Origin of the sequence: Tabrizicola sp. (assembly GCF_016792905.1) — a bacterium.
Classification (GTDB): domain Bacteria; phylum Pseudomonadota; class Alphaproteobacteria; order Rhodobacterales; family Rhodobacteraceae; genus Tabrizicola.
Genome location: NZ_JAEULP010000029.1, coordinates 1 through 26,416 on the forward strand (window position 1 = coordinate 1; position 26,416 = coordinate 26,416).

General features: G+C 66.8%; 26 protein-coding genes and 1 tRNA gene. 23 read left to right on the top strand and 4 right to left on the bottom strand.

Annotation, left to right across the window (positions count from 1 at the left end; translation table 11 throughout):
- Positions 1–326: P-II family nitrogen regulator (locus JNL31_RS06015; RefSeq protein ID WP_294971095.1), on the bottom strand; the 326-nt coding region annotated here is incomplete at its 3' end.
- 284 nt (positions 327–610) lie between these two features.
- Between JNL31_RS06015 and JNL31_RS06020 the strand changes: the two genes are divergently transcribed.
- The 3 genes from JNL31_RS06020 to JNL31_RS06030 all read left to right on the top strand — a co-directional run bounded on the left by JNL31_RS06020 (position 611) and on the right by JNL31_RS06030 (position 4,376).
- Positions 611–2,923: a transglycosylase domain-containing protein gene (locus tag JNL31_RS06020; protein ID WP_294971097.1), complete on the top strand. Its 2,313-nt coding sequence runs from the start codon at positions 611–613 to the stop codon at positions 2,921–2,923.
- Between the two features lie 72 nt (positions 2,924–2,995).
- On the top strand, positions 2,996–3,616 hold the full coding sequence (locus JNL31_RS06025) for a hypothetical protein (RefSeq protein ID WP_294971100.1): 621 nt from the start codon (positions 2,996–2,998) through the stop codon (positions 3,614–3,616).
- A 94-nt stretch (positions 3,617–3,710) separates the two neighbouring features.
- On the top strand, positions 3,711–4,376 hold the full coding sequence (locus tag JNL31_RS06030; protein ID WP_294971103.1) for an outer membrane beta-barrel protein: 666 nt from the start codon (positions 3,711–3,713) through the stop codon (positions 4,374–4,376).
- 14 nt (positions 4,377–4,390) lie between these two features.
- Here JNL31_RS06030 and JNL31_RS06035 read toward each other — a convergent pair whose 3' ends face one another.
- Both JNL31_RS06035 and JNL31_RS06040 read right to left on the bottom strand, forming a co-directional pair.
- A complete protein-coding gene (locus tag JNL31_RS06035) occupies positions 4,391–4,999 on the bottom strand; it encodes a phospholipid-binding protein MlaC (RefSeq protein ID WP_294971105.1) in 609 nt (202 codons plus the stop codon).
- Positions 4,989–5,819: a VacJ family lipoprotein gene (locus JNL31_RS06040; protein ID WP_294971108.1), complete on the bottom strand. Its 831-nt coding sequence runs from the start codon at positions 5,817–5,819 to the stop codon at positions 4,989–4,991. The genes JNL31_RS06035 and JNL31_RS06040 overlap by 11 nt, the downstream gene beginning before the upstream one ends.
- 140 nt (positions 5,820–5,959) lie before the next feature.
- Here JNL31_RS06040 and JNL31_RS06045 point away from each other — a divergent pair, with 140 nt between their 5' ends.
- The 4 genes from JNL31_RS06045 (at position 5,960) to JNL31_RS06060 (ending at position 11,162) form a co-directional block, all read left to right on the top strand.
- Complete coding sequence (locus tag JNL31_RS06045; RefSeq protein ID WP_294971189.1) at positions 5,960–7,711, top strand: type I secretion system permease/ATPase; 1,752 nt, start codon at positions 5,960–5,962, stop codon at positions 7,709–7,711.
- Entirely contained in the window at positions 7,708–9,006 is a 1,299-nt protein-coding gene (locus tag JNL31_RS06050; RefSeq protein ID WP_294971111.1) for an HlyD family type I secretion periplasmic adaptor subunit, read from the top strand. The genes JNL31_RS06045 and JNL31_RS06050 overlap by 4 nt, the downstream gene beginning before the upstream one ends.
- A gap of 151 nt (positions 9,007–9,157) precedes the next feature.
- Entirely contained in the window at positions 9,158–10,114 is a 957-nt protein-coding gene (locus JNL31_RS06055) for a hypothetical protein (protein WP_294971114.1), read from the top strand.
- On the top strand, positions 10,092–11,162 hold the full coding sequence (locus JNL31_RS06060; protein ID WP_294971117.1) for an endonuclease/exonuclease/phosphatase family protein: 1,071 nt from the start codon (positions 10,092–10,094) through the stop codon (positions 11,160–11,162). The genes JNL31_RS06055 and JNL31_RS06060 overlap by 23 nt, the downstream gene beginning before the upstream one ends.
- On the opposite strand, the gene JNL31_RS06065 is transcribed toward JNL31_RS06060, so the two are convergent.
- Complete coding sequence (locus tag JNL31_RS06065; protein ID WP_294971120.1) at positions 11,126–12,031, bottom strand: epimerase; 906 nt, start codon at positions 12,029–12,031, stop codon at positions 11,126–11,128. The genes JNL31_RS06060 and JNL31_RS06065 overlap by 37 nt on opposite strands.
- Before the next feature lie 90 nt (positions 12,032–12,121).
- Here JNL31_RS06065 and JNL31_RS06070 point away from each other — a divergent pair, with 90 nt between their 5' ends.
- The 16 genes from JNL31_RS06070 (at position 12,122) to urtB (ending at position 26,231) form a co-directional block, all read left to right on the top strand.
- Entirely contained in the window at positions 12,122–12,991 is an 870-nt protein-coding gene (locus tag JNL31_RS06070; protein ID WP_366928923.1) for a LysR family transcriptional regulator, read from the top strand.
- Positions 12,992–13,045: 54 nt separating this feature from the next.
- Positions 13,046–14,152 (top strand): 3-isopropylmalate dehydrogenase, encoded by a 1,107-nt coding sequence (gene leuB / locus JNL31_RS06075; protein ID WP_294971126.1) that lies wholly within the window; start codon positions 13,046–13,048, stop codon positions 14,150–14,152.
- 54 nt (positions 14,153–14,206) lie between these two features.
- On the top strand, positions 14,207–15,070 hold the full coding sequence (locus tag JNL31_RS06080; RefSeq protein WP_294971128.1) for a DMT family transporter: 864 nt from the start codon (positions 14,207–14,209) through the stop codon (positions 15,068–15,070).
- A 109-nt stretch (positions 15,071–15,179) separates the two neighbouring features.
- Positions 15,180–16,145, top strand: coding sequence for a DMT family transporter (locus tag JNL31_RS06085; RefSeq protein ID WP_294971131.1), 966 nt, complete (start codon positions 15,180–15,182; stop codon positions 16,143–16,145).
- A 59-nt stretch (positions 16,146–16,204) separates the two neighbouring features.
- Positions 16,205–16,281, top strand: a tRNA-Pro gene (locus JNL31_RS06090).
- 483 nt (positions 16,282–16,764) lie between these two features.
- A complete protein-coding gene (locus JNL31_RS06095; RefSeq protein WP_294971135.1) occupies positions 16,765–17,577 on the top strand; it encodes an urease accessory protein UreD in 813 nt (270 codons plus the stop codon).
- Between the two features lie 9 nt (positions 17,578–17,586).
- Entirely contained in the window at positions 17,587–17,889 is a 303-nt protein-coding gene (locus JNL31_RS06100) for an urease subunit gamma (RefSeq protein ID WP_294971137.1), read from the top strand.
- Between the two features lie 10 nt (positions 17,890–17,899).
- Positions 17,900–18,451, top strand: coding sequence for a HupE/UreJ family protein (locus tag JNL31_RS06105; protein WP_294971138.1), 552 nt, complete (start codon positions 17,900–17,902; stop codon positions 18,449–18,451).
- A gap of 3 nt (positions 18,452–18,454) precedes the next feature.
- Positions 18,455–18,763 (top strand): urease subunit beta, encoded by a 309-nt coding sequence (locus JNL31_RS06110; RefSeq protein WP_294971141.1) that lies wholly within the window; start codon positions 18,455–18,457, stop codon positions 18,761–18,763.
- Positions 18,760–19,074, top strand: coding sequence for an antifreeze protein (locus JNL31_RS06115; RefSeq protein ID WP_294971143.1), 315 nt, complete (start codon positions 18,760–18,762; stop codon positions 19,072–19,074). The genes JNL31_RS06110 and JNL31_RS06115 overlap by 4 nt, the downstream gene beginning before the upstream one ends.
- A gap of 9 nt (positions 19,075–19,083) precedes the next feature.
- Entirely contained in the window at positions 19,084–20,823 is a 1,740-nt protein-coding gene (ureC, locus tag JNL31_RS06120; protein WP_294971146.1) for an urease subunit alpha, read from the top strand.
- 9 nt (positions 20,824–20,832) lie between these two features.
- Positions 20,833–21,381: an urease accessory protein UreE gene (locus tag JNL31_RS06125; RefSeq protein WP_294971148.1), complete on the top strand. Its 549-nt coding sequence runs from the start codon at positions 20,833–20,835 to the stop codon at positions 21,379–21,381.
- On the top strand, positions 21,378–22,010 hold the full coding sequence (locus JNL31_RS06130; RefSeq protein WP_294971150.1) for an urease accessory UreF family protein: 633 nt from the start codon (positions 21,378–21,380) through the stop codon (positions 22,008–22,010). Before JNL31_RS06125 ends, JNL31_RS06130 begins: the two co-directional genes overlap by 4 nt.
- The gene (gene ureG, locus JNL31_RS06135; RefSeq protein WP_294971153.1) at positions 22,007–22,636 is read left to right on the top strand and encodes an urease accessory protein UreG; all 630 of its coding nucleotides are present in this window, start codon (positions 22,007–22,009) and stop codon (positions 22,634–22,636) included. The genes JNL31_RS06130 and ureG overlap by 4 nt, the downstream gene beginning before the upstream one ends.
- A gap of 304 nt (positions 22,637–22,940) precedes the next feature.
- Positions 22,941–24,233 carry an urea ABC transporter substrate-binding protein gene (gene urtA / locus JNL31_RS06140; RefSeq protein WP_294971155.1) on the top strand — a complete coding sequence of 431 codons (1,293 nt, stop codon included), beginning with the start codon at positions 22,941–22,943 and terminating at the stop codon, positions 24,231–24,233.
- A 60-nt stretch (positions 24,234–24,293) separates the two neighbouring features.
- Positions 24,294–26,231, top strand: a complete 1,938-nt coding sequence (gene urtB, locus JNL31_RS06145; RefSeq protein WP_294971158.1) for an urea ABC transporter permease subunit UrtB — start codon at positions 24,294–24,296, stop codon at positions 26,229–26,231.
- Positions 26,232–26,416 lie beyond the last annotated feature (185 nt).

Here is a 26,416-nt window from a genome sequence, read left to right on the forward strand (position 1 = left end):
TCATCGGTTTCGCCGGTGCGCACACGCACGGCATGTTCAACGTCCAGGACGAAGATCTTTCCGTCGCCGATCTTGTCGGTCCTGGCGGTCTTCTGAATGGTCGCCACGACCTGGTCGGACAGGGAATCGGCCACGACGATCTCAAGCCGGACCTTCGGCACGAAGTTCACGGCATACTCGGCGCCCCGGTAGATTTCGGTGTGTCCGGACTGGCTGCCGAACCCCTTGATCTCTGTCACCATCATGCCCCTCACGCCGATGGCGGTCAGCGCCTCGCGAACCTCGTCGAGCTTGAACGGCTTGATTGCTGCAATGATGAGCTTCACCTGTTTCCCCTCTTTCCATGCTTTCCGGGCGCAGGCCCTTCGACAGGGATGAGGCGGGCGAATGCTGCGCTTGCACAAGGAATGGTCGGGGGCAGAGCGGTGGAACCGGGCGACAAGTGCACAATTTTTGCACTTCGCGGGGCAGATGCCTAATTATTGAGCGGCGGCGCAATGCGAATCGTCACTGGCCCGACTTCGCATTCCGGCGAATCCGGTCTATTGTCGCCGCCAAACGGGCTGGAACCGGCCCCCACCGACAACGTGTCACGAGTGGCAGAGCAGGCATGGCAGCGAAAGACCGGGGGCGCGGCCCCCTTGTGGCGGACAGACGGTATCCTTCCTTGCGCGCTGGTGCGCCCGCTGGTGGGCCCAGGAAGCCTGCACCGCCGAAAGAGCCGCGCGCGCCCCGCAGGCGAACACGCGCGGCGAAGCCCCGGCGACAGCATGGCCTGGTCGTGGGGCTGATCGTGGCGATCTGGCGGGTGGTCTGGGGCATCGCCTGGCGCGGGGCGGCCATCGGCGCCTTGGTGCTGGCGGGCGTGATCTGGTATTTCTACGCCCAGCTTCCCGAAGTCACCGACCTGATCGACGGCCGCGCGCGGGGGTCGGTCACGATGCTCGACCGCAATGGCGAGGTCTTCGCCTGGCGGGGGGAAACCTTCGGCGGCATGGTGACGGCGGACAGCGTCTCGCCCTATCTGCACGATGCGGTGGTGGCGACCGAGGACAAGCGGTTCTACTGGCATTTCGGGATTTCTCCGCGCGGGATTGCATCGGCGATCCGGATCAACCTGTCGGAAGGCCGGGGGGCGTTCGAGGGCAACGGCGGGTCGACGATCACCCAGCAGACGGCCAAGCTTCTGTGCCTTGGGGTGGAGTGGGACCCGAAGGTCTGGAAATCGGAGGCCGACTACGAAAAGGACTGCCGTCAGGGCGGGATGTGGCGGAAGATCAAGGAAGTGCCCTTCGCCATGGCGATGGAGGCGAAGTATTCCAAGGAAGAGATCCTGACGATCTATTTCAACCGGGCCTATCTGGGCGCGGGGGCACGGGGCTTCGAGGCGGCGGCGCAGCGCTATTTCGGCAAGTCGGCCAAGGATGTGACCCTGCCCGAGGCCGCGATGCTGGCGGGGCTCTTGAAGGCGCCCTCCACCTATGCGCCCACGGCCAGCATGGAACGCGCACGGAACCGGGCGGCGGTGGTGATCGGGCTGATGCTGGAACAGGGCTACATCACCAAGGCCGAGGCCGAGGATGCGCTGGCCAATCCGGCGGTGCTGTCGAAGGCGGCGAAGCAGAAGTCGGGCGGCTATTTCGCCGACTGGGTGATGGAGACAACCCCAGACTATCTGGCGCGCGACACGACGGAAGACGTGATCATCGAGACGACGCTGGACCAGGACATCCAGAAGAAGGCCGAGGAGGCGCTGGCCTGGATCTTCGAGAACAAGGTCAAGGCAGGCTCCAAGTCGCAGGCCGCCATCGTGGTGATGAGCGCGGACGGCGCTGTGCGCGCCATGGTCGGCGGACGTGACGTGCCGAACGCGGGCGACTTCAACCGCGCAACACAGGCGCTGCGGCAGACGGGGTCCACCTTCAAGCCCTTCATCTATGCGGCGGCGATGGATCTGGGCATGAGCCCGATGGACCTGGTCGAGGACACGCCCCTATGCATCTACACGGCAGGTTCGGGCGACTGGTGCCCGCAGAATTACGACAAGCAGTTCAAGGGCCAGATCACCCTGACTCAAGCGCTGGCCGAAAGCCGCAACATCCCGGCGGTGCGGGTGTCGGAAGCGGTGGGCCGCGACCTGGTGAAGCAGGTCGCGACCGACTTCGGCCTGGCGCAGAACTTCGCCGATGGTCCCGCATTGGCGCTTGGTGTGTCGGAATCCACGCTGATCGACATGACCGGCGCCTTCGCGGGCATCCTGAACGGCGGCTCGTCGGTCACGCCCTATGGCCTGAACGCGCTGAAGCTGAAGGGGATGGATGAACCCCTGTTCGGCGCGGGCGGTGGCATCGGCGAGCGGGTGATCAGCGAGAAGGCCGCCCACGCCCTGACCTACATGATGACCGAAGTGCTGAACTCCGGCACCGGGGGCCGGGCGCGACTGGACGACCGCGAGGCCGCGGGCAAGACCGGCACGACGACCAGCGCAAGGGATGCCTGGTTCGTCGGCTTCACGGCGGATTATGTGGTTGGCGTGTGGATGGGCTATGACGACAACCGCCCCTTGACCGGCGTCACCGGCGGGGGCCTGCCGGCTGAAATCTGGCACGAGGTCATGGTGCGGATCAACGAGGGCCTGCCCGCCAAGCCGCTGGTCAAGGAGATCCCCGATTCCACCTATGCCCCGGTCGGCACCGGCACCGGCGAAGGCGCCATCGCGGCCGAGGACGTCCCCTATTTCGACGATCCGAACGCGCCGACCTACGATGATGTCTACATTGACCCGGAGACAGGCGAATCCATCCCGGTGTATGACGGCCCCCCGCCGCCCGGCGCAGTGCCGGAAGGGCGGGTGACGGACGCGCCCGGCAAGGGCGATCTCGTCGATCAATTGCTGGACGGTATGCTGGGCGGGAACAACTGACGCCGCGCTTGCCGGACTGCCGCATCAGGCATAGCCTTCCACCCAGGGTTTCGTCCTTCGGCGGAGAGTGCCATGCGCGTTGTGGAACAAACCTCTGACCGGCTTGTGCTGGAAATCCGGCCCGTCGCGCTGATGGTGATGTGCGTCGGCCTGTTTCTTCTGTTCTTCGGTCTCGGCTTCGGGATGCGGTTGTTTCTTCCGGCCATCACCAGCTTGATGGGAGTGCCCGCGATGCCGGGCCTGTCGGCGGTTCCGAAGGCACCGGGGATGAACGTGCTTGGCTATGCCTCGGTCATTCCGCTTCTGGTTGCGGTGTTCCTGATCAAGACGCGGCGACTGACCTTTGACCGGCCTTCGGGGAAGGTGACGGTGGCCAGTCGGGGGATACTTGGCCGGGGCGAAACCAGCTACCCGCTTGCCGATCTTCAAGGAGCGAGCCTTGCCGCCGGCCGGTCGAACAATTCCGGCACCACCTATCGGGCGATCATGCAGTTCGCCGGAGCGACCGGGCAGGTGCCGGTCACGCCCTATTCGACCAGTGGCTCGGGCCCGGCCCGGACGGTGGAGGCGATCAACAGCTGGCTAGGTCCGCGCGTCAGCTTCGGCGGTGGGCAATCCGTGAACCTGTCCGGTGCCCAGGCGCAGGAGGCGCTTGCGGCACTGGAGAAGCTGGGGATCAGGGTGCCTCGCTAGACAGCGGCTTCAGGAAAACTTTACTCTGCGGGACACAGGGATCATATTCAGGAAGAGTGATTTTCAACTGTAACTTGAACAGAAGGAGCTTGCCTTGCGAATTCTTGCAGCAGCATTCGCCCTTTGCCTGGTCGCGGGCTTGGCCTCGGCACAGGGCCTGACGGCAACGGACTGGACCGGAACCTACGGCGGCGTCACTCTCGGTCTTGCCAACGGGGAGTCAGCCCATCTCAACAATGGCGCTGATACGGGCGGGCCGGGGATTTCGGGGGGGTCATTCGGGCTGACTCTGGGCCACAACTTCGCCCCGGGCGCGGGGGACTTCGTCTATGGGGTCGAAGGCGATGTATCGGCGACAGACATCTCCGGCGACCAGGCGATCGGTTTCCACAACGGATTCAACTGTGTTCCCGGACCCTGCCGGACGAGCCTCACCTGGCTTGCCACCTTGCGGGGCCGGGTCGGGATCACTCGCGGCAATATGCTGATCTATGGCACTGCCGGGCTGGCCGCGGGTGGGGTCGAGGCCTCGATCCCGGGCGCGGCGTTTCTGGATATCGGCACACAGGCGGAGACTGGCTGGACCGCCGGGGTCGGGGCCGAGTTCCAGATCAATGAACGGACCAGCCTGAAAGCCGATGTGATTTACGTCGACCTTGGCCGGACGCGCTATGACGATGGCGCTCTGCCTGCCGCGAACGGGTTCTACGTCGACACCAGCTTCACGCAGCTTCGGCTGGGCATGAACTTCCGCTTCTGATCGCGCGCCCGCTGTCAGAGCGTCTTCAGGTCGGCGATCAGCCGGTCAAGGTCGCCGCCGCGCTGGTCGAGGAGCGCGCCCATTTCGGTGCGTTCCGAAGCCAGCATGTTCACGCCCTCGATGATGATGTTGAAGAACAGGCTCTTGCCCGACTTGTCGGACACATGCCAGCGCACCTCGAACGGGCTCTCGCCGGTCATGTAGGCGGTCGAGATCACCTCGAAGTAGCTCTTCAGCGCGTGGGCATCCGACACCTCGATCCGCCCGCCGATGAATTCGCGGAAGCGGCGGCCGTACTTGCGGCTGATGTAGCCCTGGAAGGCCTTGGTATAGGCCGAAAGCTGCGCCTTGGAGGCGGAGCGTGCCGCCGTGCCGAGGACCGACCGCGCGATGGCGGGGACGTCGGCATAGCGGGCGAAGAGCTTTTCGAAATCCTTCAGCATCGCGCCTTCGGACCTGCCCGAGTTGATGATCGAATTGATGTCGCCGACCGTCTTGTCGACCAGTGACTTCGCGGCATCCGCCGTCAGCGCGGCAGCGGCCTGCGGCAACGCCGCCAACGCGGTCGCGGTTGCGAGGCCAGCCATCAGGGCGCGGCGGGAAAGGATCATGTCACTGGGCATAGGGGTCCTCGTAGGGGTCGATGAAGCCGTCGTCGCTTGGGGCATCCGCGCTTGCGGCGTCGGCATAGGGATCGATGAAACCGTCGTCCCTGGTGTCGGCTCCGCCCGGCGACTGTCCCAGCTCGAACCGGCGGTTCTGCAGGTACAGGAGCCGCGCCTGAGCATAGCTGTCCGCGCTTTCATATAGGATTGAATCCACCGTCTCCGAGAAGCGGTCGCGATCACCAAGCCGTGAGAACAGCTGGATGATCGTCGCGGCATTCGCCTCTTTCGTCGGCAGGGCCAGCCGGACCGGATTCAGCGCGATGTCGGCGAGCATGCCGACCGTGTCGCGCGCGGTCGACGGACCGGCCAGCGGCAATTCCATGTAGGGACCTTCGCCGATGCCCCAGACATGCAGCGTCTCGCCGAAATCGGTGGGTTTGCCGTGAAGCCCGGTATCCCCAGCGATGTCGAACAGGCCACCCATTCCGGCCGTCACGTTCACAAACAGGCGCAGCGAGTTCTGGCCGGCGTCCCTGAGACGCAACTGCAGGAGATTGTTGACGATATCGCCGGGCAGGTCGAGCGTGTCGGCCACGTTGCCGACCGCAAGCTTCAGCGGCTCGGGCACCACGCCGTAGCCTTTCGAGGCCGGGCCGACGAACATCCGGTCCACGCCCTTGTTGAAGCCGTGGATCTTGCGGTTGGTGGGTTCGAACGGGTCGTTGATCCCGTTGGCGTCGGGGGTGCCCGCGCAGGCCGCGACGAAACCCGCCGCCAGCACGACTGCCGGAATTCGCGCTCCCTGCCCGGAAATCAATGGAATCTTCAGACCCATGTCCCTACTGTCCGCCCACTACGCCGCTTACGATAGTCTTGCACGGGCGTTGGCAAGGCATAGAACCCCGACTTGCCCAACACAACGGGCAAGCGTGGCAGATGCGCCGCGCATGGCAGGAAGACGCCAAGGAAGGACCGATGGCCGAACCCGCGACGAAAACTGCCGACAGCCGCGCCGGCCTGTCCGAACTTGCCGCCGCGCGGGGGGCCTCGCGCCAGGCCGTTGCGGTGGCCTTCGTCTTCTCTGCCTTCGTCAATCTGCTGACGCTGACCGCACCCCTGTACATGCTCCAGGTCTATGACCGGGTGCTGGTGTCGCGCTCGGAAGAGACCCTCCTCGCGCTGACCCTGCTGATGGCATTCATGTTCCTGGTCATGGGCGTGCTGGACCATGCAAGGGGCCGGATCATGGCCCGCGTCGGGGCACGGTTGCAGGAAAAGCTGGATGCACGGGTGCTGTCCGCAGCCTTCCGGCGCCTGACCGTCGCGCCGCAGGACATGCCCGCGCTGGCCGCACAGAAGGACCTGGACGCGATTGCAAGGTTCTGGGCCTCGCCGGTGCTTCTGGCGATCTTTGACGCGCCCTGGGCGCCGTTCTTCGCGGCAGCGATCTTCATATTCCACCCCTGGCTCGGCTATCTGGCGCTGGGGGGCGGGCTCGTGATCGTCGGACTGAGCTGGCTGAACCAGACCAGCACCGATAGACCCTTGCAGACCGCCAACCTTGCCGCGTTGGCCGCGGACCGGCAGGCCGAAAACCTGAAATCGGAATCCGAGCTGATCCAGGCCCTGGGAATGACCGGTGCCGCCTTCACCCGGCTGAAACTGCGGCGGGACACGTCGATCGAGGCGGGGCTGATCGCGTCGGATGCGTCCGGGCGCTATTCGGTGATGATCAAGACGTTCCGGCTGTTCCTGCAGTCGGCGATGCTGGGCCTGGCCGCCTGGCTGGTGCTGCGGCAGGAGTTGTCGGCGGGGGCGATGATCGCCGCCTCGATCCTGATGGGCCGCGCGCTGCAACCGGTCGAGCAGGCCGTGGGGCAATGGCCCGTGGTGACGCGCGCGCGCCAGGCCAGGGTGCGGCTGGCCGAGCTTCTGACCAGCTCTCCCCGGCCCGCCGTGCGCACCGAACTGCCGCGACCGAAGGCGCTGCTGGACGTGCAGGGCCTGACCGTCGTGCCGCCGGGCGGGGCCGCGCCGGTCTTGCGCGGGCTGTCGTTCAGCCTGCCACCGGGGCAGGCCATGGGCGTGATCGGGCCGTCGGGGTCGGGCAAGTCTTCGCTGGCGCGCGCGTTGACCGGCGTCTGGCGCCCCGCGGCGGGAAGCATCCGGCTGGATGGGGCCACGCTCGACCAGTACGATCCCGATGTCCTGGGCGGGTACATCGGCTATCTGCCACAGCGCGTCAGCCTGTTCGACGGTACCATTGCCGAGAACATAGCCCGCCTGCAGGCTGGTGCAGACCCGGGGCGGATCGTGGCAGCGGCAAAGGCGGCGGCAGCGCATGAGATGATCCTGCGCCTGCCCGCTGGCTATGACACCCCGGTCGCCACCATGGGCAACCGTCTGTCCGGTGGGCAGATCCAGCGCATCGGCCTGGCGCGCGCGCTGTTCGGCGACCCGGTGATCCTGATCCTGGACGAGCCGAACTCGAACCTCGACAACGACGGATCGGCGGCGCTGAACCAGGCGATCCGCACGGCCAAGGCGCGCGGGGCCTCGGTCCTGATCATGGCGCACCGGCCGGCGGCGATCCAGGAATGCGATCTCCTCCTCGTGATGAACGAGGGGGCTACCGCAGCTTTCGGTCCGCGCGACAGCGTGCTGCGCGAAACGGTCCGCAACGCGGGCGACATCACCCGTTCCGCGGCCCCGGGAGGCGTGGCATGAGCGGCCCCGTGCTGTCGATCCGCAGGCCTGTCGCGCTGGGCGTGCTTGCCACCCTGGCGCTTGTCCTCGGTTTCGGCCTCTGGGCGACGCTGACCCGGATTTCGGGCGCCATCGTTGCGCAGGGCCAGATCGAGGTCGAGCGTGACCGCCAGGTCGTCCAGCACCCGGACGGCGGGGTGGTCGCCGAAATCCTGGTCAGCGAGGGCGAGAGCGTCGCCGCCGGGCAGCCGCTCCTGCGGCTGGACGGGTCGGCCCTGCGCTCGGAACTGACCATCGTCGAGGGGCAGCTTTCCGAAATGACTGCGCGATCGGCGCGGCTCACGGCAGAGCGCGATGGCCTCACGACGCTGGACTTCCCGCCGGACATCCTTGCCAGCGCCGGGACATGGTCCGAAGTGGCCGCCCAGCTTGACGGTCAGCGTCGCCTGTTCGCGGCCCGCGCGGCAACACTTGCCGAACAGCGGGACCTGTTGTCGCAACGCATCGACCAGATCACCGCACAATCGAACGGAATCGCCGCACAGAGGAGCGCGCTTGGTACGCAGCTTGATCTTATCGAACAAGAGCTTGCGTCGCAGCAAAGCCTTCTGGACAAGGGGCTTGCCCAGGCAGGCACCGTCCTTTCGCTGCAACGGGAACAGGCCCGGCTGCAGGGCCAGATCGGTGAGCTTGAAGCGGAATTCGCCCGGACCGAAGGCCAGGTCACCGAGATCGAGATCGAGATTTCCAGCCTGGAAACCCGTCGCCGCGAAGAGGCGACGACCGAGCTTCGCCAGATCGGTCCGACCATCCTGGAACTGGCCGAGCGGCGGCGGGCCTTGCAGGAGCGCATCCAGCGGCTGGAAATCCGCGCCCCGGTCGCCGGGATCGTACTTGGCCTGCAAGTCACCACGCCGCAATCCGTCCTCCGTCCGGCCGAGCCCGTGCTTTACGTCATCCCGCAGGACCGCCCCCTGGTCATCACCGCCCGGATCGCGCCGATCCATATCGACGAGGTGGAGGTCGGCCAGCCGGCCGAACTGGTGCTGTCCGCTTTCTCGGCGCGCGACACGCCGCATCTGATGGGTCGTGTCACCCGGGTGTCGGCGGACGCGCTGAGCGACCCGCAGACCGGCGCGACCTATTACACCGCGGAAGTGGAACTGACCGACGGCGAACGCGCCCGCCTTGGCGACCGCTCGCTCTTGCCCGGCATGCCGGTCGAGGTGTTTCTGCAGACGGGACGGCGCTCGCCTCTCGCCTATCTGGTCAAGCCCTTCACCGACTACTTCACCCGCGCGTTCCGCGAAAGCTGACGCGTCGGGGGCGAAGGCCTTGGATTGTGCGGAGATTCTGCACGACGCCGCCCATTCGGCCAAGACTGACCCTCAAATGGCCACAAAGCTTCGGCTAGATAAGCACAACCTGAGAGAGATTACTGGAATCGGTGCGGAATTGGGCGGAATTGTGGCAAACGGAACCGCATGGATCGAGGCACTGCGCAGCAAGTTGCGGCTGACAGCGGTAATCTCGACCGACGGCTGGGCACGGACCTGGCTGTCGCGGGCGATGGCGGCGGCGGTGCGCGCCTTCCTGGTGATGATCCTGATCGTGGCTCCCTCGGTGATCCTGCCCGGGATCGGCACCGACACCAAGCAGATCGTCGCCCTTCTGGCGCTGTTCGGCGGGGCGCTGGTGTTCTTCGAATACAATGCCGTCTACCCCAGCCTGATCGAGTTTCGCGACGGGGCGCCCTACAACCGCATTCGCTACCTGATGATGCTGACCATCGTGGTGGTTCTGTCCTCGATCGTCGCCGATCTTGAGGCATCGACGACGGTTTCGCGCTTCTTCCACGCGATCGGGCTCGTGATCGGCGCCTCGCTCGACTTCCCCTACTCGCCGGTGCGGCTGGCCAGCTACATGCTGGATGACAGCGCCACCGCCGCGCAGATCGTCCAGGTCAAGATCGCCGCGGCGACGGCTTACCTGATCTCGCTCTTCTCGCTGGCGCTGTTCGTCATCGTGCTGAAGCTGGTGGGCTGGCCTTCGACGAAAAGCGCGTTCAACGTCTGGGTGAACCTGCCGACCTTCGAGCCGACGGCAGGGGGCGACGTGGTCGACCGGCTGGTCCGCGATTCGCACATGAACCTTGCGGTCGGGTTCCTCTTGCCCTTCGTCATCCCGGCTGCCGTGGCGCTCTTGACCTCGGGCGTCCCGGCCGAAACGCTGACCTCGCCGCAGACGCTGATCTGGGCGATGGCGCTTTGGGCCTACATGCCGGCGGCGCTGATCATGCGGGCGGTCGCCATGGCGCGGATCGCGGACATGATCCGCATCAAGCGTGCGGCAAAGCTGGCCGTCCTTGGCGCGATCGAGCCGTCGAAGCTGGATCACGACGATGACGAGGACGACGATCTCTGACCTCGCGCGCCTTCTCGCTCCGGTCCTCCTTGCCGCGACGCCGACCTGCGCCGATACCCTGCGCATTGCCACCTGGAACGCCGGGCTGGACCGCAGCGGGCCCGGCCTTCTGGTCCGCGACCTGGCCGAAGGCACCGATCCGCAAACCCTCGCGGTCTTGCGGGTCCTGGCTGCGCTCGACGCCGATGTGATTCTCCTGACCGCGGTCGACTATGACCGGGGCGGGGTGGCGCTGGAGCTTCTGGCCGACAGGCTGGCGGCTGCGGGGCTGGACTATCCGCATCGCTTCGCTTTCCGTCCGAACACCGGGATGCAGACCGGCTTCGACGTCGACGGCAACGGGCGCCGCGGCGATCCGCGCGACGCCCAGGGATTCGGACTGTTCTCGGGCAATGGCGGAATGGCGATCCTGTCGCGCCTGCCGCTGGACGAGGCCGGAGCGCGGGACTTCTCGGGCTTTCTCTGGCGCGACCTGCCGGGAGGGCTTGGCAGCGACCCGCCCGACCTTGCTGCCGTGCAACGGCTGGCCACGACCGGATTTTGGGATGTGCCGTTGCTGACAGAGGGCGGCCCGCTGCACCTTCTGGCCTGGCACGCAACGCCCCCGGTGTTCGACGGGCCGGAGGACCGCAACGGGCGCCGCAACCATGACGAGGCGGCGTTCTGGCGCCTGTTCCTCGACGGCGCGCTGCCGATTCCCCCGCCGGAGGGGCCCTTCGTGCTTTTGGGCGACGGCAATCTCGATCCTGCCGATGGCGACGGGTTGCGCGACGGGATAGCGGCCCTCCTGTCGCATCCCGGCGTGCAGGATCCCGCACCGATGGGCGGGCAAGATCGGTCCGACCCCGGCCAGATCGGCGACCCACGCCTTGATACCGTGCTTTACCCCGACCTCGGCGGGTTGCGGCTGGACTATGTGCTGCCCTCGACCGGGCTTGAGGTCGCCGGTGCGGGCGTCCTCTGGCCCGCAGAAGCCGACCCGCTGTTGCCCGACCTCAGGGCCGCCTCGCATCACTTTCCGGTCTGGGTCGACGTTACCCTGCCCTGAAGCCCCAGCATCTGAAGGTGCCGCAGGATCACCTCGTCCAATGGCGTATCCTGCCAGCCGGGCAGCCAGTGGTGCAGCGGGCCGGGGTCAAGACTGTGCGGAAAGCTTGAAAGATACAGCATCTCGCGCAGTTCCCGGGCCAGTTCCCAGAACGGGCTGGTGACAGTGAAAATCCAGAGCGGGAAGCGCTTCACCCGCATCGACCGCCCGGACAGGCGCTCGACCCGTGCCGCCAGATCGGCAATCGAAAAGGCGTGACCGGCAAAGGGAATGTCCGCGTAGGGTGGCAGCGCATCACCCAGGGAGGCCAACGCCACCGCCGCCCGCGCCATGTCGGGCAGGTAGGCGTAGGCGTGCAGCGCATCGGGATCGCCCAGCGCGGTGATCCTGCCTTTGGCGACCTTGGACAGGATCACCCGGTTCATCAGCATCTGTGGCGCCCCCGGCAACAGGAAATCCCCGCCGCGCAGCAGGATCGTGCGCTGGCCATGCCCGGCGGCCTCGCGATACTGCGCCTCCATCTCGGCCCGGATGCGGCCCTTGCGGCTGACCGGGCGATGCGGCGTGTCGGGGCCCCAGGGGGCGGGTTCCATGCCGTAGGGGTAGACGTTGCCGGGAACCAGGAGCGTCGCCCCGCTGGCCCGGCCCGCGGCAAGGACGGAGGTGGTGATCTCGGGGATCAGTTGCGCCCAGTTGTGATAGCCGGGCGGGTTCAGCCCGTTGACGATCAGGTCCGCCCCCTTGGCCGCCGCGGCCATGTCCGACCCGCGCCGATAGCGGTTCACCCGCCATCCCGCCGCTTGCAGGGCCTGCGCCACCTGCCCGCCGAACCCGCCCGAGGCGCCAAGGACCAGTGCTGTCTGTGCCATGATGATCTCCTTCATCCCGACATATCGACCCTGTCAGGCACAAAGGGAATTGCATGAAATCACGCACCACCTATTCATTACCGAATGGAGATGCCTGACTGGGCCCTGATCCGTTCCTTCCTTGCCGTGGCCGAGGCCGGGTCGCTGTCGGGCGCGGCGCGGGCGACCGGGATCAGCCAGCCGACGCTCGGTCGCCATGTCCACGCCATCGAGGCCGCGCTTCAGGTTGCACTCTTTACCCGCACCGCGCAGGGCCAGGCGCTGACCGAGGCGGGACAGGCGCTGCTGCCCACCGCCCGCGCCATGCAGGCCGCCGCCACCGAGCTGGTTCTGGCGGCAAGGGCGCGCGCGACCGGCATCGAGGGCAGCATCCGCCTGACTGCAAGCCGCGCCGTCTCGCATGCGATCCTTCCGCCGATCCTTGCGCGCCTGCGGGTCGAGGAGCCGGGCATCCAGATCGACCTCGTGCCGTCGGACACCTCCGAGAACCTCCTGTTCGGCGAGGCGGACATTGCGCTGCGCATGTACCGGCCCACGCAGGGCGACCTCGTGGCCCGGCACATCGCCGACCTGCCGCTGGGCCTCTACGCCGCGAAGGCCTATCTCGACCGCAAGGGCCGCCCGGCCACCCTTGATGACCTCCTGCGGCTCGACTTTGTCGGTCAGGACCGGATGGACCAGGTGATCCGCGTGATGGCCGGCTTGGGCGTGACCGTCGACCGCAGCTTCTTCCCCGTGCGCTGCGACGATCCGCTGACCTATGTCGAACTGGTCCGGGCGGGGTGCGGGCTTGGCGGCCTGTTACGCCGGACTGGCGACGCGGACCCGGTGCTGGAACGGATCGACCTGATCACCGACCTGCCCAGCCTTCCCGTCTGGCTGACCGCGGCCCCGCAGCTGCGCCAGTCGCCCCGACTGCGCAGGGTCTGGGATGCCCTCGCCGCCGCCTTCGCCGCTTGAAGTTTTCGGGCCGAAGGGCTAGGGCCACCACGACCCATTTCAGCGGAGAATCCCATGGCGAACCCGTCCCTCCTGATCCTTGCCGGCGACGGCATCGGCCCCGAAGTCATGGCCGAGGTGAAGAAGATCATCGGCTGGATGGGGGCCAGGCGCGGCGTCCGGTTCGACGTGTCGGAGGACCTCGTCGGCGGCTGCGCCTATGACGCGCACGGCACGCCCCTGACCGATGCCACCATGGCCAAGGCGCAGGAGGTGGACGCCGTGCTGCTGGGCGCCGTGGGTGGCCCGAAATACGACAAGCTGGACTTTTCCGTCAAACCGGAACGGGGCCTCCTGCGTCTGCGCAAGGAGATGGACCTGTTTTCGAACCTGCGCCCGGCGCAGTGCTTCGACGCGCTGGCCGACTTCTCCAGCCTGAAGCGCGAGGTGGTGGCGGGCCTTGACATCGTCATCGTCCGGGAACTGACGAGCGGCGTCTACTTCGGCGAACCGCGCGGGATCTTCAAGGAAGGCAACGAGCGGGTGGGGATCAACACCCAGCGCTACACCGAATCCGAGATCGCCCGCGTGGCGAAGTCGGCCTTCGAGCTGGCCCGGAAGCGCAGCAACAAGGTCTGCTCGATGGAGAAGGCCAACGTCATGGAATCGGGCATCTTGTGGCGCGAGGTGGTGCAGGAAGTGCACGACCGCGACTATCCGGATGTGGAGCTTAGCCACATGTACGCCGATGCGGGCGCGATGCAGCTTTGCCGCTGGCCCAAGCAGTTCGACGTGATCGTGACCGACAACCTGTTCGGCGACCTTCTGTCCGATGCGGCCGCCATGCTGACCGGCTCGCTGGGCATGTTGCCCTCGGCGAGCCTCGGCGCCCCGATGGCCAATGGCCGTCCGAAGGCGCTGTATGAACCCGTGCACGGCTCGGCCCCCGACATCGCGGGGCAGGGCAAGGCCAACCCGATCGCCTGCATCCTGAGCTTCGCCATGGCGCTGCGCTACTCGTTCGACATGGGCGAGGACGCAACGCGGGTCGAGAAGGCGGTCGAGAAGGTGCTGGCCGATGGCGTCCGCACCGCCGACCTGATGGGCCCCGAAGGCGGCACCCCGGTTTCCACCAGCCAGATGGGCGACGCGGTCATCGCCGCGCTGGACGCGAGCCTCTGATCCCAAGGCGCCGGGGCATCCCGCCCCGGCCTCCTTCCCCGGCAGGAGCCGCCGATGTCCTCTCCCCTGAAAGGCGTGCTTCTCGGACTGGCGGGGTTTGGCCTCTTCTCGATGGCGGATGCCACGATCAAGTTCCTGGGTGGCAGTTACAACCCGGTGCAGATCATGGCCTTCGCGGGACTCTTCACCCTGCCGCTGATCGGGCTCCTCTGGCTGAAGGCTCCGGTGACGCTGCGCCCGGTGCATCCCTGGCTGATGGCGATCCGGACCCTGGCGCTGATCGGCAACGGGCTTCTGGTCACTTACGCCTTCACCGCCATGCCGCTGGCCGAGGCCTATGCGATCTTCTTCACCCTGCCCCTGATCCTGACGCTCATGGCCTGGCCCGTGCTGGGCGACCGGGTCGATCTGACCGGCGGGGCAGCCGTGCTGATCGGCCTGATCGGCGTGATCGTCGCGCTGAATCCTGGCCGGGTCGCTTTCGATCTGGCCCATCTTGCGGCGGTGGGCGGGGTGGTGCTGGCCGCCGTGCATTACCTGATCGTCCGCAAGGTCGGCGGCGCGGAATCCTCGGTCCCCATGCTGCTCTATCCGGTGCTGGGCCAGACGGCGGCAGCCTTCCTTCTGTTGCCGGGGCGCTATGTGCCGATGCCGGTCCACGACCTTGCCACCTTGGGCATCCTCTCGCTCGGAGGCTTCGGTGGCACGCTTCTCATGTTCGCGGCGTACCGCGCGGCACCGCCCGTCGTCGTGGCCCCGACCCAATATTCGCAAATCGCCTGGGCCGCCCTCTTCGGCGCGCTGTTCTTCGCCGAGCCGATGACCCTGGCCACGGCCATCGGCATGGTGATCATCGCGGCAGCCGGACTTCTGGTCGTCCTGCGGCAAGACCGGGCCCGGCCGACCGCCGCCGAATGACTGCGGCAAACCTGTCCTGCGGGCCTTGCACCTTCCGGCATTTCGCGCGACATTGTTGCCGCTAACAGGGTGCTTCTATTGGGCACCCCCAGCCCCCGGAACCTGACGAATGTCCCCCACCCTGCGCGGCGCCCTTCTTTCGCTTGCCGCTTTTGCCGCCTATGCCACGCATGACGTCGTGGTGAAATTTCTTGGCGGTCACTATTCCTCGTTCCAGACCATGTTCTTCGCCGGGCTGATGGGCTTTCCGCTGGTCACGATCCTTCTCCTCAGCGACCGCCGCGATGGCACGCTCATCCCGCGCCATCCCTGGTGGACCGCGATCCGCACTGTCAGCGCGGTCGTGACCGGCGCGATGGGCTTCTACGCCTTTTCCGTCCTGCCGATGGCCACCTGCTACGCGATCTTCTTTGCGATGCCGCTTTTCATCACCCTGATGGCCATTCCCATGCTGGGCGAGAAGGTCGGCCTCCGCCGCGGCATCGCGGTCATCGTCGGGCTTCTGGGCGTGCTGATCGTATTGCGGCCCGGCAGCGGCGACAGCTTCTCGCTGGGCCACCTTGCAGCACTTGGCGCCGCCACCACCGGCTCGCTCTCCTCGATCATCGTGCGCAAGATCGGGCGCGACGAGCGCTCGGTGGTGCTGATGCTCTACCCGATGGTGCTGACCTTCGTCGCCACCGGGGCGCTGATGCCCTTCGTCTACCAGCCCATGCCCGTGACGCATCTGGCGCTTACCGCCGTGATGGCCTTCCTCGGCACCCTGGGCGCGCTTGGCAGCATCGCCGCCTATCGCACCGCCCCTGCCGTCATCGTGGCCCCGATGCAGTACTCCCAGATCATCTGGGCCGCGATCTACGGCTGGCTATTTTTCAGCGAAAGCGTGGATTTCTACACAGCCGTCGGCTCGGCCGTGATCATCGCCTCGGGCATCTACATCGTCCTGCGCGAGGGCACGCCCTCGGTCAGCCAGAACCGCCCCGTGCTGGAAAACCGCTCCCGGTGGGAGATCGGCACCTTCCCCCGTATCTCAAGCTGGCTGAAGCGTTTCGAAAGGGGCGGCGATCAGGCCTGAGGCCCGCCGTTTCGCCCCTTGCCAAACCCCACGGGACGGGATAACCCCCCGCCCAAGGTCGGAGCGTAGCGCAGTCTGGTAGCGCACCTGCTTCGGGAGCAGGGGGTCGGAGGTTCGAATCCTCTCGCTCCGACCAAATTCAGAAAATCCCGAAAAATCCGTATGCTGACATCGGGGCCGTCGCGACTCCGGAACAGTTTTCTGGCCGTGCGGACCGGACCACCGTGCCACGCATGGGCGAGGTTCCAATCCATCCCTTCGACTTGGCGACACATGGTGTTGCGTGACACAGGCGTGATTCCCTTCCGTGAACCAGCATGGTGCCGCTGTTCCTGGGGAGCGCATTTAAACGCTGCATCTCTGCCAACCTCGCCGCTACCGTCATGCTCTGGCTCTGACGATCAACGAGCCTGGAGCCTGGACAGGCATTTCCCGCGGCTTCCATGGCGGGTATCCTGCATCTAGGTTCAATCCGGTGCCGCCCGATTATTGGGCGGATCGACTTATTTTCAGTCAGATGTTCCGGCGGCCCCGCATCAAGTTTCGCCCGGCGTGCCAAGACAGAGGCCTTCGCAGCGGCAGCGCGCTATGCAGGCGGGGCAATTCAACGCAGGCATGCATGTCTACCGCCCCGCTCGAGACCTTCGAACGCAGCCACGGCGTCGCGCGCCTGGAGTTCCGGCGCGCGGGGCAATGGACCCGGCTGGCCAACCTGCATCAGTCGGGTTCGGCCAAGGCGTTCGTCCATCCGGCGTCGCGGGGGCCGGATGTGGTGTTGCTGAACACCTCGGGCGGGATGACGGGGGGCGACCGGCTTTCATACGCCCTGACCCTGGGAGAAGGCTGCCGGGTGGCGGCCACCACCCAGACCGCCGAACGCGCCTATCGCAGCACCGAAGGTGTGGCAGAAGTCGAGGTGCGCCACGATCTTGGCCCGGGCGCCCATCTGGACTGGCTGCCGCAGGAAACGATCCTGTTCGATCGCTCCGCCCTTGCCCGGACGACCGAGGTCCATCTGGCCGCCGGGGCTTCCTGCCTGCTTCTGGAGGCGGTGGTGCTGGGCCGGGCGGCGATGGGCGAGGTTGTGCGGACGTTGTCCTTTACCGACCGGCGCAAGGTCACGCGGGACGGAGTGCCGGTGCTGTTCGACCCACTGATGCTGACGACCCCAGCGTTGCTGGCCGGGATCGGGGTTCTTCAGGGTGCGCGGGCCTTTGCCAGCCTTGCGCTGGTGGCCGAGGGTGCAGAGGCCCGGCTTCCGGCGCTGCGGGCGGTGCTGGACGAGCCGGGCGTCAGTGCTGGCGCCTCGGGTTTCGACGGCAAGCTGACGCTGCGGCTGATGGCGGCGGATGGCTGGCCGCTCAGACGGCAGATCCTGCGGGTGCTTGGGGTGCTGCGCGACGACCCCCTGCCCCGCGTCTGGCAGATGTAAGGACATGCGATGAACCTGACCCCTCGTGAGCGCGAAAAGCTTCTGGTCAGCGTGGCGGCGATGGTTGCCCGGGGCCGCCTTCGGCGCGGCGTCAAGCTGAACCACCCCGAGGCGGTGGCGCTGATCACCGACTTCGTCGTGGAAGGCGCGCGGGACGGCCGCACCGTCGCCGACCTGATGGAGGCCGGGGCGCATGTCATAACCGCCGCGCAGTGCATGGAAGGCATCCCGGAGATGATCCATTCCGTCCAGGTCGAGGCGACCTTTCCCGACGGCACCAAGCTTGTCACCGTCCACCACCCGATCCGCTGAGAGGTTCCCGATGAAACGCATCCTGATCGCCGCGCTGAGCCTTTGCCCGCTTCCGGCGATGGCACATGGCCTGCACGACAGCGGCACGTTCCTTGCGGGCGCATTGCATCCGGTGGGCGGTCTGGACCATGTCCTTGCCATGATCGCCGTCGGCCTTCTGGCGGCGCAGCTGACCGGGCGGGCGCTTTGGGCGCTGCCCGTGACCTTCGTGACGGCGATGCTTCTGGGCGGTGCAGTCGGCGCGGCGGGACTTCCGTTCCCGTTGGTGGAGCCGATGATCCTTGCCTCGATCGTCATTCTGGGCGTGCTGGTGGCGCTGGCCTGCCCGCTGCCGCTGCCCGCACTGGTGGCGATGGTGGCGCTCTTCGGCGGGGCGCATGGCTGGGCGCATGGGGCCGAGGGGCCTGCGACGGGGTTGGCCCTCTATGCGCTCGGCTTCGCCGGGGCGACGGCGGCGTTGCATCTGGTCGGGATCGCGCTTGGTCGCGGGCTGCCAGCGCTGGCGCTGCGCGGGCTTGGCGCAGGGGCGGCGGTCGCGGGTCTGGCCCTAGTGGTGGTGTGACCGATGATCCCCGGTGAAATCATCCCTGCCGAGGGCGAGATTGAGCTGAACGCGGGCCTGCCCGTCACCCTGCTGATGGTGGCAAACACCGGCGACCGCCCGGTGCAGGTCGGCAGCCACTACCATTTCGCCGAGACGAACGCGGCGCTGTCCTTCGACCGGACAGCGGCGCGGGGGCAGCGGCTGGACATCCCGGCGGGAACGGCGGTGCGCTTCGAGCCCGGCCAGACGCGCGAGGTGCGGCTGGTGCCCTATGGCGGGGCGCGGGTGGTGCATGGCTTCAACCAGCAGGTCATGGGGGCGCTGGAATGAGCCGGTTTTCGACCCCCGCCGACCTGATGCGCCTGTCGATGCAGACCGGCTTCATGCTGATGCAGGCGCAGATGGTGATCGGGATGCGGATGATGGGAATGTGGGGGCTCTGGAACGTGCACCGTTCCGAGACTGCGCGGATGTCCTCGGAGAAGGTCTCGGCGCTGGCGGAGGCGGCACTGGCGTCGTCCCGGGCGGCCCTGTCCGGCAAGCCCCCGGCCCTGATCGCCGAGGCGGCGCTGAAGCCGATCCGCCGCCGCACCGCGTCCAACGTCAAGCGCCTGGTCCGTCGCGGCCCCGGCAAGCCCTGAGAGGTTCCGATGCCCGCCACCATCAGCCGCCAGGCCTATGCCAGCATGTATGGCCCGACCACGGGCGACCGGCTGCGCCTGGGCGATACCGACCTGATCGTCGAGGTCGAGCGCGACCTGATCGCCGAACGCTCCTCGGGCCGGGCCAATGCGCTGCGCTATGGCGAGGAGGTCAAGTTCGGCGGCGGCAAGGTGATCCGCGACGGGATGGGGCAAAGCCAGCTGACCCGGGCGCAAGGCGCGATGGACACGGTGATCACCAATGCGCTGATCATCGACCATACCGGCATCTACAAGGCCGACGTGGGCCTCTGCGACGGGCGGATCGCGGTGATCGGCAAGGCGGGAAACCCGGATACGCAAGCAGGGGTGGACGCGATCATCGGACCGGGGACCGAGATCATCGCGGGCGAAGGGCGCATCCTGACCGCCGGGGGGATGGATAGCCATATCCACTTCATCTGCCCGCAACAGGTGGAGGATGCGCTGCACTCCGGCATCACCACGATGCTGGGGGGCGGGACCGGCCCGGCGCATGGGACGCTGGCCACCACCTGCACGCCGGGGCCGTGGCATCTGGGGCGGATGATCCAGGCGGCGGACAGCCTGCCGATGAACCTGGCCTTTGCCGGGAAGGGGAATGCGTCCTTGCCGGAGGGGCTGGTGGAGCAGGTGCGCGGCGGGGCGGCTGCGTTGAAGCTGCATGAGGACTGGGGGACCACCCCCGGCGCCATCGACTGCTGTCTGGGCGTGGCGGACCAGATGGACGTGCAGGTGATGATCCACACCGACACGCTGAACGAGAGCGGGTTCGTCGAGAACACTCTGGCGGCGTTCAAGGGCCGCACGATCCATGCGTTCCATACGGAGGGCGCGGGGGGCGGCCATGCGCCGGACATCATGAAGGTGGTGGGCTGGCAGAACGTGCTGCCCTCCTCCACCAACCCGACGATGCCCTACACGGTGAACACGGTGGAAGAGCATCTCGACATGCTGATGGTCTGCCACCACCTCGACAAGCGCATCCCCGAGGACGTGGCCTTCGCCGAAAGCCGCATCCGGCGCGAGACGATCGCGGCGGAGGATGTGCTGCACGACATGGGGGCCTTCTCGGTCATCTCGTCGGACAGCCAGGCGATGGGACGGGTGGGCGAGGTGATCACCCGGACCTGGCAGACGGCGCACAAGATGAAGCAGCAGCGCGGGCGGCTGGCGGGGGAAGTCGGGCAGAACGACAACCTGCGGGTCCGCCGCTACATTGCCAAGTACACGATCAACCCCGCCATCGTGCATGGGATCAGCCGGCACATCGGCAGCGTCGAGGTGGGCAAGCGTGCGGACCTCGTGCTGTGGAACCCTGCCTTTTTTGGCACCAAGCCCGAGATGGTGCTGATCGGCGGGATGATCACCGTGGCGCAGATGGGGGACCCGAACGGGTCGATCCCGGTGCAGCCGATGTATTCGCGACCGATGTTCGGGGCGCTGGGGCGGGCGGTCGAACGCTCGGCGGTGGTGTTTGTTTCAAAGGCTGCGCAGGAGGATGATCTGCGGGGCCGCCTGGGAATCGCGAAGGACACCGTCGCTGTGGCAGGCACGCGGGGGATCGGCAAGCGCGACATGGTGCTGAACGATGCGACACCGAAGGTCGAGGTCGACCCCGAGACCTACGAGGTGCGGGCGGATGGCGAGGTCATCACCTGCGCCCCCGCGCAAGAGCTGCCGCTGGCCCAGCGGTATTTCCTGTTCTGAAGGCGTGTCATGACCGTTCGGCTGATCAAGCACGCCCCTCCCGTCGCCCATGACCGGGTCGTGCTGGACTACGACCAGCGGCTCATGCGGCGGAAACTGCTGACCAGCGACGGCGGGCGGTCGTTTCTGGTGGACTTGGCCAGCGTCACCAACCTGGACGATTACTGGGGGTTCGAGGCCGATGGAATGACCATCGAGATCATCCCCGCGCCCGAGGCTGTGCTGGTGATCACCGGCGACCTTACCCGCCTTGCCTGGCATGTCGGCAACCGGCACACGCCCTGCCAGATCCTGCCCGACCGCCTGGTCATCCGCGAGGATCATGTGCTGGAGCGGATGCTTCTGGGCCTTGGCGCCGCGATCCGGCGGGAAAACCTGCCGTTCAGGCCCGAGGGCGGCGCCTATGGCCATGGCCGGACGATGGGGCATTCGCATGGCGGCGATGATGGGGTGGCGCCCCCCCACCAGACACCGAAGCCCGAGGAATTCGGCTGGCACCATCACGGCGACGGCAAGCTGCATTTCCACGCACCCCGGCCGCCCAAGGGCGCAAGGTGACAGCGCTCCTGACCCTCGTGCAATGGCTCTCTCCCGCCTTTCCGACCGGGGCCTTCGCATACAGTCACGGGCTTGAACGTGTTATCGCGGCAGGGGACGTGACCAATGCGGCCAGTTTCGAGGCCTGGCTGCGCAACATCCTGCACCATGGCGCGGGTTGGCAGGATGCGGTGCTCCTGCGCGCCGCCTTGCAGCCTGACGCGGACCACGATGCGCTCGATGCCCTGGCGCGGGCGCTCCAACCCTCTTCCGAACGCTTGCAGGAAAGCGCCGAACAGGGCGCGGCTTTGGCCCGAACGGTCGGGGCGCTGACCCGGCGACCCCTGCCCCAGCGCCTGCTGCCCGTCGCGGCAGGAGAGGCGGCGACCCCGCTGGGCCTGCCGCCCGCGCAAGTGGCGCAACTTTACCTGCACAGCTTTGCGGGAAACCTCTGCACCATCGCCACGCGCCACGTCCCCCTTGGCCAGACCGAGGGGCAAGGCAGCCTTTCCCGCCTCTTGCCCGACATCGAAACGCTTGGCAGCCGCGCGGCAACCTCCACCCTGGATGACCTGGGGAGTTGCGCACTTGCAGCCGACCTTGCCGCCTTCCAGCATGAAACCATAGATGTAAGGATCTTCCGCACATGACAACGCATGGCCCCCTCCGCGTCGGCATCGGCGGACCTGTCGGCGCGGGCAAGACCACCCTGACCGAGAAACTCGCCCGTGCCCTTGGCCCCCGCCTGTCGATGGCGGTGATCACCAACGACATCTACACCCGCGAGGATGCCGAAGCGCTGGTCCGGGCGCAGGTCCTGCCCGCGGCGCGCATCCGGGGGGTGGAGACCGGCGGCTGCCCGCATACCGCGATCCGCGAGGATGCCAGCATCAACCTCGCCGCCGTCGCCGATCTGAACACAGCCTTCCCCGACCTGGACCTGATCCTGATCGAAAGCGGGGGCGACAACCTTGCCGCCACCTTCTCTCCCGAACTCGCCGACCTGACGATCTACGTCATCGACACCGCCGCCGGGCAGGACATTCCCCGGAAGCGCGGACCGGGAGTGACGAAGTCTGACTTGCTGGTGGTGAACAAGACCGACCTCGCCCCGCATGTCGGCGTCGACCCGGTGCTTCTGGAAGCCGACACCGCCCGGGCGCGCGGTACCCGTCCCTATGTCATGGCGCAACTTCGCCACGGCAAGGGCGTGCAGGAGGTGGTGGACTTCATCGTGAAGCACGGCGGCCTGCGCCTGCGGCCTGACGCGGCCTGACCTCCGACTCACGGCAAATCCGGCGGGCGGAGGGGCAGGACCCTTCCGCCCGCTGCCTTCTCTGCGGGTCGCTGCCAAGCATCGCAAGCTCCTTTGCATCCGCAGAATGCCCGTTTTCTGCGTCGCAGCAATCAACGCCGCCCAAATTTCAGCCGAAGGAGCGCAATGGCGTAGACGAGGGCACCGTCGCGCTATGCGCCCCGATGCCGCGCGGCTTTCCTGTTCCATGCCAAGGCCGCTGCCAAGGCCCAAACAGCCAACCATGCCCGGGCCAGCCGTGGCCATGACACAGGGGATAGACCAGATGAAACTCACCAGACGCACGCTGCTGACCAGTGCCGCCGCCGCTGCCGCGATGACCCTGCCGCGCTTCGCCTTCGCCGAAGGCGAGACGATCAAGGTCGGCGTGCTGCATTCGCTGTCGGGAACCATGGCGATTTCCGAGACCACGCTGAAAGACACGATGCTGATGCTGATCGAACAGCAGAACGCCAAGGGCGGGCTTCTGGGCAAGCAGCTGGAAGCCGTGGTCGTCGACCCTGCCTCGGACTGGCCGCTCTTCGCGGAAAAGGCGCGGGAACTGCTGACGGTGGACAAGGTGGACGTGATGTTCGGCTGCTGGACTTCGGTCTCCCGCAAGTCTGTCCTGCCGGTGATCGAGGAGCTGAACGGGCTTCTGTTCTACCCGGTGCAGTACGAAGGCGAGGAATCGTCGAAGAACGTCTTCTACACCGGCGCCGCGCCGAACCAGCAGGCGATCCCGGCGGTGGACTATTACCTGGAAGAGCTTGGCGTGCAGAAATTCGCGCTTCTGGGCACCGACTATGTCTATCCGCGCACCACGAACAACATCCTGGAGGCTTACCTCATCTCGAAGGGCATTCCGAAGGAAGACATCTTCGTCAACTACACCCCGTTCGGCCATTCCGACTGGTCGAAGATCGTGGGCGACGTGGTGGCGCTTGGGGCAGACGGCAAGAAGGTCGGCGTCATCTCGACCATCAACGGCGATGCCAACATCGGCTTCTACAAGGAACTGGCGGCTGCTGGCGTCACGGCGGACAAGCTGCCGGTCGTCGCCTTCTCGGTCGGCGAGGAGGAACTGTCGGGGCTCGACACCTCGAACCTTGTCGGGCACCTGGCGGCGTGGAACTACTTCATGTCGGCCGATACCCCGGAAAACGCCGCCTTCATCGCCGCCTGGAAAGCCTTCATCAAGGACGACAAGCGCGTCACCAACGACCCGATGGAAGCGCATTACATCGGCTTCAACATGTGGGTGAACGCGGTCACCGCCGCTGGAACCACCGAGGTTGACGCGGTTTCCGATGCGATGATCGGGCAGAAATTCCCCAACCTCACCGGCGGCACGGCGGAAATGCTGGCGAACCACCACCTTACGAAGCCTGTCCTGATCGGCGAGATCCGCGCCGACGGCCAGTTCGACATCATCAGCCAGACGGAACCCGTGCCCGGCGACGCCTGGACCGACTTCCTTCCGGAATCGGCGGTGCTGGAAGCCGACTGGAAGGACCTGAAATGCGGGATGTACAACAAAGAGACGAAGACCTGCGTCCAGCTGACCTCGAACTACTGACGTGACCGGAGGGAGGGGCAACCCCCTCCCTCACCCCCCCCCCTTTCCCCCGGATCATCCATGCGCCTGACCGCCCTTCTTGTCGCGGCCCTTTGCTGGCTTGCGCCCCTTCCGAGTCTTGCGCAGGAGGCGGCGCGGATCGTGGCCGAACATCGCGACCAGATCGAAAAGCCCTCGCGCCAGACCATCGGCCCGGTGATCGCCGCGCTGGCGGCCAGTGGCGACCCGATGGCCGACGACATCCTTTCCGCCTGGGAAGACAAGCGGCTGGTGATCCGCAAGACGGACGGGGCGATGTTCATTGCCGCGCCCGACGGCGACGGTTTCGCCCTGACCGCCCTTGACGGGACAGCCGCCGGACGCGCCGCCAAGGCCGACCTCACCGAGTTGAAACCCAACGCCGGGGTGCGCGCGTTGATCGCGACCGCGCTGGTGCAGTTCACCTTGTCGGACCCCGATCCCGAAAAGCGACGGGCCGCGCTCGCCTCCATCGCGCAGGACCCGACCGCCGAGGCGCTGGAGCCCCTGCGCGCGGCGATTGCCACCGAGGATGATCCCGCCCTGAAGGCCCAGAAGCAGCGGCTGGAGCGCCTGCTGACCCTGCGCTTCGATCCCGACAGCGCGGCGCGCGTGGCCGCCATCGACAGCTTCGGTGCCGACCTTGGCCTTGACCTGCGCGGGGCGCTGAACCCGCTGGTGGCAACGACGCGCGTCGCTTCGGCCACACCGCCAGAGGCCAACATCGCCCGCGAGTTGCGCCTTGGCACCGACATCCCCGAGGACGAGGCCTATGGTCTTCTGGTCGCGGCGAAGCTTGCCCCTGCGCGCCTGACGCTTGAGGAACAGCGGGCGGCCCTGCTGGCGAACCTGAAGGACGGGGCCGTGGGCGGCGTGCCGGTCGTCGAACTGGGAAGCCAGGATGCCCGCGACCGCGCCTATACCGCGCTGGAGGCCAGCGGAGCCGTCCCCGCCGCCGCCACGGATGACGAGGCCAAGGCGGCGCTGGCTTCGGCCAAGTTCTACGAAATCTACGCCGAACCCGCCCCCGCCGTGACCGACGCCGCCGAGGCCGCGCTGGCGCGGATCGACACCAAGGTCGGCGCGATGCAGGCTGCGGACCTTGGGCTCGATGCCCTCTCGCTCGCCTCGATCTACTTCCTTGCCGCCATCGGCCTTGCCATCACCTTTGGCGTCATGGGCGTGATCAACATGGCGCATGGCGAGTTCATCACCATGGGCGCCTATACCGGCTATGTCGTCCAGCTCTACGTTCCGGACTACACCGCCTCGATCCTGATCGCGCTGCCGCTGGCCTTTGCCGTCACCTTCGCCGCCGGCGTGGCGCTGGAGCGGCTGGTGATCCGCCACCTCTACAAACGCCCGCTGGAAACGCTGCTGGCAACGTTCGGCATCTCCATCGCCTTGCAACAACTCTTGAAGAACATCTTCGGCACCCAGGCCCGGCCCCTGACCGCACCGGGCTGGCTCGACGGGGCACTTGCCATCAACGACGTGGTCTCGATCAGCTACATCCGCATCGCGATCTTCGTGCTGGCGCTTCTGTTCCTGGGCGTCTTCTTCTGGCTGATGAAGCGCACGCGCCTTGGCCTTGAAGTCCGTGCCGTGACCCAGAACCCGGCGATGGCGGCCAGCATGGGGATCAACCCCGACCGGATCAACATGCTGACCTTCGGCATCGGGTCGGGCATCGCCGGGATCGCCGGGGTCGCCATCGGGCTTTTCGCCAAGGTCACGTCCGAGCTGGGCACCGACTACATCGTGCAAAGCTTCATGACCGTGGTCGTGGGCGGGGTCGGCAACATCTGGGGCACGCTGGCCGGGGCGACGATGATCGGCGGGCTGCAAAAGGTGATCGAGTTCTTCAACCCCTCGAACACGCTGGCAGCCCAGACCTACATGATCCTGTTCATCATCCTGTTCATCCAGTTCCGGCCAAGGGGCATCATTGCCCTGCGTGGCCGCGCGGCGGGGGATTGAGGGCATGGTCACGATCACGACGTTCGGTAGTGGGCACCTCCCCTCCCCCGCGTGGGGATGGGATGGGGGCGGGGGGACCGCCGCTTGCAAAGCGCCCAACACCCCGTCCGGGAGCCCCCCCACCCCATCCCTCCCCCACAGGGAGGGGAGGGACGCTCTCGGTTCGTCGCAGTCGCTATCGTCAA